Origin of the sequence: Flavobacterium sp., assembly GCF_024305175.1 — a bacterium.
Classification (GTDB): Bacteria; Bacteroidota; Bacteroidia; order Flavobacteriales; family Flavobacteriaceae; genus Flavobacterium.
Window position 1 is genome coordinate 1 of the sequence record NZ_JAMWYY010000084.1, and the last position, 11,770, is coordinate 11,770.

Below are 11,770 nucleotides of genomic sequence, written 5' to 3' on the forward strand. Positions count from 1 at the left end.
CAAATACAATAAAGTTTACTCTAAAGGACAACTTATTGATTTTTTTAATTTGTATCTTACAGAAAATAAGTCTAAAACTATTGAGGATTTCGAATATAAAAAGATTGATTTTTTTCAAAAAAAGGTATTTAATAATCTAAGTGAGAATGCAATTAAGCAGTTAAAAGAAAAAATAAGTAAATTAGGGATTATTAAAACTGAAAATCTTTCTGAATATGTTTTAAATGCTAGGAAAAACTATCCCAGAGCATATGAGTCATGGACGGATGTAGAAAAGGAATTATTGCTAAAGGCATTAAAATACACTAACGATTTAGACCTTTTATCAGAGTGTTTTCAGCGTGGCAAAAATTCAATTGAGTCTATGGGACAAAAATTAATATTTGAATCTAAATAAATTCTATTTTTAAAACCACCCATGCCACACTTAAACCCATACATCCATTTTAACGGCAATGCCGAAGAAGCCTTTACCTTTTACAAATCGGTATTTGGCGGCGAGTTCGAAACCGTTTCCCACTTTAAAGATTTCTCCAACCCTGAGCATCCGTTCCCGGAGCACGAGCTGCATAAGATTGCGCATATTTCATTGCCTATTGGTGCCGGAAGTTACCTTATGGGCAGCGATGTGCCCAAAATGCTGGGGACTGTGAACGAGCAGGAAAACCGCAGCAAGATTTCTATAACTGCCGAAAGCAAGGAAGAAGCCGACAGATTATACAATGGGCTGTCTGCGGGCGGTGCTGTAGAAATGCCTATAGGAGATAGCCCATGGGGGGCTTACTTTGGTATGTTCCGCGACAGGTATGGCATCGAGTGGATGGTAAGCTTTAATGAAAGGCGTTAATATTCCTGTAGAGTATATATAGATAAAAAAGGCGGTACTATACAGTACCGCCTTTGGCATTATTTAAGTAGTGGTTGGATTTTAAAAGTTGTTTATGTTTGTGAGGTTACAGCCCACGGCAATTATAACAGTTCAATAATTAAATACCCTACCTTATAAAATAAAAAAAGCGGCACTTTTGTGCCGCCTCCTGTAATATTGTTGTTTTACTGAAGATTCTTCAGGTCTTTTATCACTTTAAAGGCTAGGTCTACTTCATCTTCGCTTACCAGTATGGTAAACTCGTATGAGGTAGAAATTACCTCGTTTATTATAATACCTTCCCACGCCAGCCTCTGGAAAATGTAATAGTACACTCCCGGGGTAGATATGTTATCCTTTGGTAATTTTACAGTGATAGATGCAAGGTTGTCAGTACGCTCTATCATTTTTTCATCTGCAAAAAGGCGGTCCACAATATGGCTTATGGATGAGCTTACCACTATGTTGGCTTCGTTAACCCCTCGTGATGAGGTATAAAATATCTCAGGGTTGGCGTTAATAGTAGTTATCAGTTCTGCGTGTTTGTTAAGCAACGTGTCCGATACGGCAAAAGTATAGTCTGTTAAAGAAGAGCGTACGGTTATTTCGCCTATTGCCTTTAGCACCTTTACGATTTTGTGGTTAAGCCTGAAATCAAGATCTTCAGACAACCTTTTAAGCGACATTACCACTGCGCCCTGCTTTATGTCCTTACCCAGTTCCTGTTCCAGTTCCGGCATCATGTTGCGGGCAAGCGATGTAAGGTTAATGATACCCTGAGAGAGTGCGCTCAGCAAAAAGGGCTTCGTCTTAATGTAGTGTTCCACTACAGAAGATATTGTTTTCATAGTTAAGAGGTTGTAGTTGTAGTTGTTTAGCGTAACAAATATACAAACTAAAACATTCTGTTAAATATTTAACAATATAAAATTCATATATAATACAGCTTACCTGTTGCTTTTTTGGTTATAGCATCTTTTTTAATTGTTATACTGATAAAAAAGCAACAAATTCATTTTTTGCATGAATTGTTTTTTATGAAAACGCCTTAAACAAAACAATACGTTATTTGTCTTTTTGCTAAAGATTAAACTTAAAAGATATAAAAAGCATTTTCCAGGTGCTCGGTTTCAAAGCTTCCTTTGTTGCTGTGTATGGCAATAATATCAAAACGCGCCTCTACATCAAGGTCGTTACGGATAATGTATTCGTTAATGGCTTTTACTAACAGTTGTATCTTTTTAGGCTTTACAAAGTCCTGCGGCAGCCCATACTCTAAAGACGATCTTGTTTTTACTTCAACCACTGCCAGCACATCATCTTTCCGGGCAATAATATCTATTTCCGCCTTCAGGTAAACCCAGTTGGTTTCCATTATGTCATAACCCTGTTTTTGCAGATAAGCAACAGCAAGTTCCTCGCCCAGTTTGCCCAGCTCGTTATGCCCCGCCATTAATTGAATGTAACCTTTGTGCCGCTTTCGGTAACAGTAAGTGTAACCTCGCTGCCAAGTATTAATGCCCTGTTGTCGTTAATATGTCCTGCGGGAAAGTTAAAGCATATCGGTATGTTATATTCTTTCGTTATGTCCTGTATTATCTCAAGGGCATCATGTCCCCACGGGATGTCGTTATCGCGCATTTTACTCATGCCGCCTATAATAATGCCTTTCACATTGGCAAAATAACCGTTGCGCTTCAGGTTCATCATTATGCGGTCTATGTGGTACAGGTACTCGTCAAGGTCTTCTATAAATAGTATTTTACCTTTATAATCGGGTTCGCTCCTTGAGCCTAATATACTGTAAAGTACCGAGAGGTTGCCACCGATAAGCTCGGCAGTTACAGTGCCTTTTTTGTTAAATGGGTGGGCGGGTATGGTGTAGGCTAATGTTTCACCAAAAAGCGCTTTATGTAAAGACTCTTTCGCCTCGTTAGTTGCATTGGCTACACTTATACACATTATGCTGTGCAGCGTGGCAATGTTCATGTTATTGATGTGGCTGTGCAACACGGTGGCATCGCTAAAACCTATTATCCATTTGGGGTTCTTTTTAAATTTTGTAAAATCTACCCTGTCTATCATGCGCACGGTGCCATAACCGCCTTTGGCACACCACACCGCTTTTATGGCAGGGTCGTCTATCATCTCCTGAAAGTCGGTGGCACGCTGCCAGTCGGCCCCGGCAAGCTGGTTGTTGTCAAGTCCGACGGTTTTACCGGTAACCACATTTAGCCCCCAGCTTTTTAGTAATGCAATAGCAGGTTTAAGGGGTGCCATATCTATTTTGCGTGCAGTTGCCAGTATGGCAACAGTATCTCCTTTTTTTAGGTAAGGTGGTATTTTCATTTGGTCTTGTGCCTGTGCTGAGGTTATAAAAATAAGGGTTATAAGTAGTGTGTTTAAAATCCGCTGCATTGTTTCCGTTTTGGCTCATAACAAACTTAATCAAAAATCGGGCTTATTGCAACGGTGGCGGTACTGCAAACTTTCAGGCGGCGGCTTTTTAACTTTATAACTATGTTGTACATTTGCGTTTAAATTATTTTTCCTGATGATACAAGACCCGAAAAGATATACCGTTACGGCAGCATTGCCTTATACTAACGGCCCCATACACATAGGACACCTTGCCGGCGTATATGTGCCTGCCGATATTTACTCCCGTTTTTTAAGGCTGCAGCAAAAAGATGTGGCTTTTATCTGCGGAAGCGACGAGCACGGCGTGGCAATTTCTATGAAAGCCAAAAAAGAGGGCATTACCCCACAGGAGGTTATAGACAAATACCACGGCATAATCAAACAATCCTTTGAAGATTTTGGTATTTCTTTCGATAATTATTCGCGTACATCCGCTAAAGTGCACCACGATACCGCTTCGGCATTTTTCAGGAAGCTGTATGATGAAGGCAAGTTTATAGAAGAGGTTACGGAGCAGCTATATGATGAAAAGGCAGAACAATTTCTTGCCGACCGTTTTGTTACCGGTACCTGCCCGCGCTGCGGCAATGAAGAGGCTTATGGCGACCAGTGCGAAAAATGCGGCTCATCGCTTAATGCTACCGACCTTATAAACCCGAAATCGACCATAACCGGAACAAAGCCTGTATTGAAAAGCACCAGGCACTGGTTCCTGCCACTGGACCAATATGATGCATTTTTACGCGAATGGGTGTTGGAAGGTCATAAAAATGACTGGAAACCCAATGTGTACGGTCAGGTTAAATCATGGCTTGAGGATGGTTTAAAGCCGCGCGCTGTTACCCGAGACCTTGATTGGGGTATACCTGTGCCCGTAGAGGGGGCAGAAGGTAAGGTGCTTTACGTTTGGTTTGATGCGCCTATCGGTTACATAAGCGCTACAAAAGAATGGGCAGCCCGCGAGGGTAAAGACTGGGAACCGTACTGGAAAAGCAATGACACCAAGCTGGTGCATTTTATAGGAAAAGATAATATTGTTTTCCATTGTGTAATATTTCCTGCCATGCTAAAGGCAGAAGGCAGCTATATTATGCCTGATAACGTTCCGGCGAATGAATTCCTTAACCTTGAAGGCAACAAGCTATCTACCTCTAAAAACTGGGCGGTTTGGCTGCATGAGTATTTGCAGGATTTTCCGGGCAGGCAGGACGTGTTGCGCTATGTGCTTACCTCTAACGCTCCCGAAACTAAGGATAATGACTTTACGTGGAAAGACTTTCAGGCACGAAATAATAATGAGCTGGTAGCGATATTCGGTAATTTTATTAACAGGGTAGTGGTGCTTAGCAATAAGTACTATGAAGGGGTAGTGCCGCAACCAAACGATTTTACAGATGTAGATGAAGCTACGCTTACCGAAATGCGCGCCTATCCCGCTGTTATTGCAAGCAGCATAGAGCGCTACCGCTTTAGGGAGGCACTAACAGAACTTATGAACCTTGCCCGCCTTGGCAACAAGTACCTTGCCGACGAAGAGCCGTGGAAGGTAATAAAGGAAAATCCGGAAAGGGTTAAAACGCAAATGTATGTAGCGTTGCAAATAGCTACCGCGCTTGCGGTACTAAGCGAACCGTTCCTGCCTTTTACGGCTGCTAAGCTTAAAGCAATATTGAAGCTTGAAGAGGACAGCACCCTTTCATGGGATACTATTACCCTTGAAACAGCACTTATAAAGGCTGGGCATACCATAGGGCAGGCCGAACTTCTTTTTGCCAAGATTGAAGATGAAGAGATACAAAAACAGATAGATAAATTGGAAGCAACCAAAACCGCTAATGCGACGGAGAACAGGAAAGTGGAACCACAGAAAGACCTGATAGCATTTGAAGATTTTGCCAAGATGGATATCCGCACCGGAACTATACTTGAAGCAGAGAAAATGCCGAAAGCAAACAAGCTGCTGGTGCTTAAAGTAGATACGGGTATTGATGTGCGCACTATTGTTAGCGGGATAGCCGAAAGCTTTAAGCCCGAAGATATCATTGGCAAGCGGGTAACAGTGCTGGTTAACCTTGCGCCACGCGCACTACGTGGTGTTGAGAGCCAGGGTATGATACTGATGACACAAAGCAGCGAGGGCAAACTGGTTTTTGTAAACCCTGATGCTGAAGGTGTAGGCAATGGCGAGATGATAAGCTAACTCCCGGATGTATAATATCCGATTACTGGTGTTGGTAATTAAAAAATATTAAAAGTAAATACAAATTATATTACAAACAGCCGCACTAAGCCTTGCAAGTGGGGCTGTTTTATTTTTTTAAAGTTTGCAATATGTACAAAAAATTAGATATAGAAAGCTGGCCCCGCCATGAGCATTTTGAATTTTTCCGCAAGTTTGATGAACCTTTTTTTGGACTGGTGGCTGATGTAGATGTTACAACCGCCTATACTGAAGCTAAGGCGCTTGGAGTGTCTTTTTTTCTTTATTATACCCACAGGATTGCTGCCGCTGTAAACGGCATAGAGGAGTTCAGGTATCGCATTAGCGGCGGTGAGGTGTCGGTGTATGACAGGGTAGATGTTTCGGCAACGCTTACAAGAGAAGATAACACGTTTGGTTTTTCATTGATTGAGTATCATCCTGACTTTGATGCTTTTTACAAAGGTGCCAAACAGGAGATAGAGCGGGTTAGGCAAACACCGGGACTGTTTACGCGCAGTTTTGAAGCAGACAACCTTATTCATTTTTCAGCGATACCGTGGGTTAATTTTACATCGCTGTCTCATGCAAGGAGTTTTACTTTTCCGGATAGCTGTCCTAAAATATCAGTAGGTAAAATGACAGATGTATCCGGACGCAAAATGATGCCTGTTTCGGTGCATGTGCACCACGCACTTATGGACGGCTACCATACAGGCCTGTTTTTTGAATTGCTTCAGCAAAAGCTTGATGAGAAAGTGTAAACTTCTATAAATGAAGAACCCCGGCTAATGCCGGGGATCCATCCAACTAAAAAATTACTAAACAATTACGATAGACTAATCCACCATAATTACTGTAATAATTACCATCAGCATTAAACATTGCCTTTTGGTAATTATCTGTTGTTCTGTATATAAGTCAGTACTCGAGAAATCGTTTTGTTAAAATAATAATTACATCTTCTAATACTTAAGATACAAGATTAAATGTATCTTTCCTTGCAAAACAAATTCCAGCCTGATGAGCCGGTTAGCGTTTAATGCCGATAAATGTAATTATTAAAATGTTCCTTCTTCCAGTGCAAATATAGTGCTATTTATTTTATCGCAAGCACAAATTGAGATTTTTTTTAGCTGTAAAATAACTTTTTTATACTGTTTTCGTGCGCACCTAACCTGTTAAATAAAATCCCCCACAGGAGCAAACCTGCGGGGGACCTTACATCCAACTAAAAAATTACTAAAACTTATAATGACCTGAATCATTACAATTATCGTGTGGCAAGCTTATTTATGCATTTGCCGGAATTTCTTTTGAAAAGCCCCGCTTTTGGCGGGACTTACATCCAACTAAAAAATTACTAATTATTATGAGAACCTTAGTTCATCATAATTTTTTTAGTGATCACCTGGCGGTTTTCCATAGTAATTACCACTATGGCTACCTGCTGTTTCATGGCGATTGCTGCAGCAAAATCTGTGCTGTCTATATTGTTTTGGGTATATACCGTTTTACCTGTAAGGTCGTATATAGTTACTGCCGCTATAGTTTCCGGAGCGTTTATTGTAACCTCTCCGTTATTTTGATATACTACAATGTCTTTATCAGCTATAACGTGTGTATCATTACCTAATGCCTGAGTTGAGTATATGATTTCGAAACGGTCTTCAAAAGTACCGGCTTCCGAATCAAAGTTATAGTCAGAATTGTTCAGGTTGTGTGTTACATCCATAAGCTTATCTACCACAAATATATCCTGGCCATTTGCAAACAAGTTGTCCATGTGGTCTATTGTAAGCTTGAATGTTCCTGCTATATTAGATATAAAGCCTACTTTAATAGTATCTGTTACAGAGAATGCATCGCGAGATTGTATGCTTAGCTTATAAACATCCTCTTCGCCATTTGGTATTATAGTATATAAGCTAACTGTACCATCAAGGAAAGAACGACCGTCATAACCATTGTCATATACTTTTGTAGTGTAAGGAGAGTAACCTACTAATATCTGGCTGAACACTGTTTCGTCTTCAGTTACTACATTTAACCAGTAACGGCTGGTAAGGCTTTCTTCTGCGGTTTCGTCAGCTTCCTGAGAGCGGAAGAAGTTATTGTAGTTTACAACCTCACGCATGTTGTTTTTAAATACAACATCTACACCTGCAAGTGCATTAACAAAGAAACCTTGTCCTGTGTTTAGTACACCGTCTTCTATAATGTCAAACGGGTTACCAATTAAATCATTACCGTTATTGCCATTTACACCACCACCACCGGGAGCATTGTTAGCCACATAGCCCGATTTGGTTATGGTTGCATAGGTAGATTTTGTAGGGTTGTTTGTTTTCCTCCATACCCAAAGTGTACCCTCTATATTGTCAAGGTTAGCATTTATAAATTTCCTTACATTAATTGGAGATGCATATGGGTTACCAATCATGTTAAAGCTGTACTGGCCCACATACTGCATAGGTATCCTTATATCACCGTTGTTTGGTGTGCCTATAAATTCTCCTTCAAAAACCTGTGGTACTGTTGCAGAGAAGTTGTTAGGTACACGTATCAGGTAACCATGCCCTTTTTCGAATAATACGCTGTCAGGGTCAGGGTAAGATGTGTATATGTTTAATTGTGTATTTAGTGCATAAAAACGGTTAGGAACTGTCATTGGAGAGAAATCAAGCAGTGACTGTGATCCTGTAACCGGAGAAGACCATACTGTATAATCTAAGCGCTTAAGCCTTGAGCTGTTCCTTTTTACGGTTACGGTACCAGTATTCTGTACATTTTCTATCTGTAAAAGGTTACAGCTGCTTTCAAATGTAAGCGTAGCATCATCATCAACAGATACAGCATGCGTAACAACAGCATTTGCATTTTCTTCAAACAATACATTTGCACCTTCAAGAACAAATATAGAGCAGGCATAAAGCGTTTCGTTTGTAAACGTATAATCTGCCGCAAAAATAACATCTGTAAGTGCTGTAGGCTCTCCGCCAACCCATGTGTTACCATCCCAGGTTACAGAGTTGTCGCAGTATATACCTGTTCCTGAACCTGCAACCGGCATTTGTATAGCACCAAATTCGTCAGCGCCTATATCCGGTGTGGCAGTGTTCCTTACCTGCCCGTCAATATCTTTTGTTACAGCAGCAATTGGTGTGCCTGCATTGTTAAGCGCAGTGTTGGCCTCAGCAAGGTGCAGGTCTGTTCCTGATAAGAACTGTGGCATCACATTTAGTGAGTGTGCATCTTTATTATTTGCGTTTGCGCTGTTGTTGGTATTGTTAAGCGCACTTTGCCATGCTGAAAATAAGGTTACATAATCAGGGTTTTGAGGCCATGTAGGATTTACATCATGCTGATTGGCAATATAACCTATTTTATCTGTAGAAAAATAATTGTTGTAGTCAAGATGGGTAAACACGCTGTTAAGGTTGTCAACGTCGTTATTCACGAAAATAGCCGACCTAACTGTTGCTGTATTGGTTTGTGTGTTTACAAAAATGTTGTTGCGAACATCAAGCCCGGTTACATTGCTGTTTACATAAAGTGCAGCAGAAAAGTTTACCTCTGTGCTTGGCTGGTTTGCATTAAGGACAACACTGTTGCTATATATTTTATATCCCGAACCCTGATCTACTACTATACCGTAACCGTTACTATAGCCGCCACTGTTGCCATTAGCTGTTACATCAAGTATAAAGTTGTTTGCAACAGTTATATTGCTGTTTGCATAAGTAGAGCTAAGTACTATACCGGCAAATATCTGCGAATTGGTGATATTCCTTACAAGGTCTCTTAGGTTGTTTCTTACAATAGAACCGTTTCTTGAATTACCTGTAATGTTGATACCGCCTGCAGCAAGGTCGGCGGCAGGAGTATTACGATACAGTTTGTAGATATAGTTTTCTGAAATTGTAAAGTTATTTACGTTGTGTAACTTAATAGGAAGTATTACAGATTCTGTATTGTTTTCGGCACCAAAATCATTTTTAGAGATGTTGATGTTTTGCGCTATGCTGCTGCTGCCGTTTACAAATACAGCCTGCTTAACATTCATAAAGTCGTTACCAATAACATTCAGGCTGTTGTTTTGTGCCTGTGCCTGTGCTACAGCTATTTCATTGCTGCCTGCAATTGCAGTATCACCAGAGTAAATGCCAAAACAATAGTTGTCACCACTGTTCTTATAGGTCTGCTTTATCTGTACATACTTTACAGTAATATTGTCAGAACCGTTAGAGCTGTTTGCACTTGCAATCCATATAACCGACCTGTCGGTGTAATCATTGCTAAGGTCAGTCGGGCCTGCAAAGCTTGAATTAACTAAGAAAAGGTTTCTTGTAGTGCCGTTAGTTGTGTTGCTTCCGTCAAACACGATATTGTCGGCACCGTTAAGCTTAAATACTGCAGGTACACCGGTATAGCTTCCTGTTACAGCATCACGAAACGCTTCTACACGTACGTTAATCCCGGATTGAGGCTTAAATGTTACCGTATTTACGGCAGAGCTTCCTGAAAAGTTATTAACTGTTATAGGGAAAACCTCGCCTGATGCATTGTTGTACAGAACATCGCTAAGGATAAAAGTAACAGGGCACGTTACACCATATTGGTTAAGGTGGTTAACAGCTTCTGTAATAGTGTCAAAGTCATTTTGAGGGCCGGCACCAATGTAATAAATGCCGCATAATGAACCTGTTGCGGTAGGCTGTAAAACCGTCATATTAACAGTAGCGGTAGATACAGAGTTATAAGCAGTAGTAATTGTATAAGCGAATGAATCGTATCCGGTGTATCCATTGTTTGGACTGTAAGTAATAGTATTATCCGCATTTACAATAGCAGTACCATAAGAAGGATTTCCTGAAACCACTACACTTACAATAGCACTGTTACCCGGATTATCATTGGCTGTAACGCTTAATGTGATAGGTGTATTTTTTGCTGTAGCAGCAGTATCGTTTGCAGCAACGGCTGGCTGTACCGCAACAACAGTTACAGTTAGTGTAGCTGTAGCGGTTTTGTTATTGCTGTCGGTAATTTTATATGTAATAGTATTTGTACCTGTAAAGCTCGCGTTTGGAGTGTAAACAATATTGTTTGAGCCGTTTACGGCTGCAGTACCGTTTGCAGGGCCTGATGTAATTTGTATGCTGTTTATAGTTCCGTCACCTGCTACATCGTTACCAAGCACATTAACAGTAACCGGTATGTTTTGTCCTGTTGTGGCAGTATCGTTATTGGCGGTAGGTGCTACAAATGGGTTAACAGTTACTGTAACAGTAGCTATAGAGTTAGAGTTATCTGCTCCTGTTATTTTATACTGAAAGTTTGTAGTGCCTGAGTAGCCGTTATTTGGTGTGAAAGTAATGGTATTATTCGGTTGTACTGTGGCAGTACCATTGGCAGATTGCTGTTGTATGGTAACAGTTGATACGGTAGTGTTTGTTGCAATATCATTTGCTAATACATTAATGTTTACAGCGCTGTTCTCTGTTGTTGAAGCAGTATCAGCAGAAGCTGTTACACCACTGGCTAAAGAAACAACACCATATATAGCAGGGCCTATACTGCTCGGGTTTGCACTGTTATTGGTTTGAGAGTTATGCTTTATAAACATCCTGTTGTCGTTAGCATTAACCTTGTAACCGTATATCCTTATGTATAAAGTTTCTCCCGGCAAAATATAATAGCTGCCCGGGAAAGCAGAAACTATATTTTGGTTTTGCACATTGCCAGCATTATTTACATTACCAAGTGTTGTAAAGCTGCTGTTAGCCGGCGCACCGGTTGATGACTTAGCATATCGAACCCTTATCTTATCGCAATTACCACTTTGTTGAAATACAAAATGGTTAATTTTAATCTGTTTTCCGGCGCCTGCTGTTATAGCAAACTGGTAGTACTTATTATAGTCAGGACTATTTGCATCAGTTGGCCAGTTAATGCCTTTAAAACCGGTATAAAGATCGTTAGCATTAAACGATATCCCTGCTCCGCTTGCGTCAGCGGCAGTCATATCACTATTACCCGTTAATGATGGGGTAGTAGTATTATAATACATAGGTTTTGTTGAAGGATCTCCCCAGTTTATCCTGGTTCCTTCCCATCTTACAAGGAGTTCATTGGAGTTTTGGCTAAAGCAAAATAGGGGCAATAGCATTAGCAAAAGTAATGTTCTTTTCATCTTAGTAATTAATTTTAAATTAGGTAGTTATGGGGGGCATAACTATTTTTGGTTGCGGTTGCAAATGTATATCATATTTTAATTT

At 40.4% G+C, this 11,770-nt stretch carries 8 protein-coding genes; 4 read left to right on the plus strand and 4 right to left on the minus strand.

The annotated features are described in order from the left end of the window. On the plus strand, positions 1–397 hold a 397-nt coding region (locus Q0K96_RS14165; RefSeq protein ID WP_297334635.1), incomplete at its 5' end, for a hypothetical protein. 21 nt (positions 398–418) lie between these two features. Next, positions 419–847 carry a VOC family protein gene (locus Q0K96_RS14170; protein ID WP_297334636.1) on the plus strand — a complete coding sequence of 143 codons (429 nt, stop codon included), beginning with the start codon at positions 419–421 and terminating at the stop codon, positions 845–847. A gap of 206 nt (positions 848–1,053) precedes the next feature. Here Q0K96_RS14170 and Q0K96_RS14175 read toward each other — a convergent pair whose 3' ends face one another. The 3 genes from Q0K96_RS14175 to Q0K96_RS14185 all read right to left on the minus strand — a co-directional run bounded on the left by Q0K96_RS14175 (position 1,054) and on the right by Q0K96_RS14185 (position 3,217). Continuing rightward, positions 1,054–1,716: an aspartate kinase gene (locus Q0K96_RS14175; protein WP_297334637.1), complete on the minus strand. Its 663-nt coding sequence runs from the start codon at positions 1,714–1,716 to the stop codon at positions 1,054–1,056. A gap of 245 nt (positions 1,717–1,961) precedes the next feature. Then, positions 1,962–2,321, minus strand: a complete 360-nt coding sequence (locus Q0K96_RS14180) for a YraN family protein (protein ID WP_297334638.1) — start codon at positions 2,319–2,321, stop codon at positions 1,962–1,964. Then, positions 2,321–3,217 carry an LD-carboxypeptidase gene (locus tag Q0K96_RS14185; protein ID WP_297334642.1) on the minus strand — a complete coding sequence of 299 codons (897 nt, stop codon included), beginning with the start codon at positions 3,215–3,217 and terminating at the stop codon, positions 2,321–2,323. Before Q0K96_RS14185 ends, Q0K96_RS14180 begins: the two co-directional genes overlap by 1 nt. A gap of 205 nt (positions 3,218–3,422) precedes the next feature. Here Q0K96_RS14185 and metG point away from each other — a divergent pair, with 205 nt between their 5' ends. After that, positions 3,423–5,489 carry a methionine--tRNA ligase gene (gene metG, locus Q0K96_RS14190; RefSeq protein ID WP_297334639.1) on the plus strand — a complete coding sequence of 689 codons (2,067 nt, stop codon included), beginning with the start codon at positions 3,423–3,425 and terminating at the stop codon, positions 5,487–5,489. A gap of 131 nt (positions 5,490–5,620) precedes the next feature. Beyond that, on the plus strand, positions 5,621–6,253 hold the full coding sequence (locus tag Q0K96_RS14195) for a chloramphenicol acetyltransferase (RefSeq protein WP_297334640.1): 633 nt from the start codon (positions 5,621–5,623) through the stop codon (positions 6,251–6,253). Between the two features lie 617 nt (positions 6,254–6,870). Here the strand turns inward: Q0K96_RS14195 and Q0K96_RS14200 are convergent. Continuing rightward, positions 6,871–11,685, minus strand: coding sequence for an Ig-like domain-containing protein (locus Q0K96_RS14200; protein WP_297334641.1), 4,815 nt, complete (start codon positions 11,683–11,685; stop codon positions 6,871–6,873). Positions 11,686–11,770 lie beyond the last annotated feature (85 nt).

Coding starts and splice junctions, on each gene's coding strand:
- Q0K96_RS14170 (WP_297334636.1), top strand. CDS start 419: ATGCCACACTTAAACCCATACATCCATTTTAACGGCAATGCCGAAGAA.
- Q0K96_RS14175 (WP_297334637.1), bottom strand. CDS start 1,716: ATGAAAACAATATCTTCTGTAGTGGAACACTACATTAAGACGAAGCCC.
- Q0K96_RS14180 (WP_297334638.1), bottom strand. CDS start 2,321: ATGGCGGGGCATAACGAGCTGGGCAAACTGGGCGAGGAACTTGCTGTT.
- Q0K96_RS14185 (WP_297334642.1), bottom strand. CDS start 3,217: ATGAAAATACCACCTTACCTAAAAAAAGGAGATACTGTTGCCATACTG.
- metG (WP_297334639.1), top strand. CDS start 3,423: ATGATACAAGACCCGAAAAGATATACCGTTACGGCAGCATTGCCTTAT.
- Q0K96_RS14195 (WP_297334640.1), top strand. CDS start 5,621: ATGTACAAAAAATTAGATATAGAAAGCTGGCCCCGCCATGAGCATTTT.
- Q0K96_RS14200 (WP_297334641.1), bottom strand. CDS start 11,685: ATGAAAAGAACATTACTTTTGCTAATGCTATTGCCCCTATTTTGCTTT.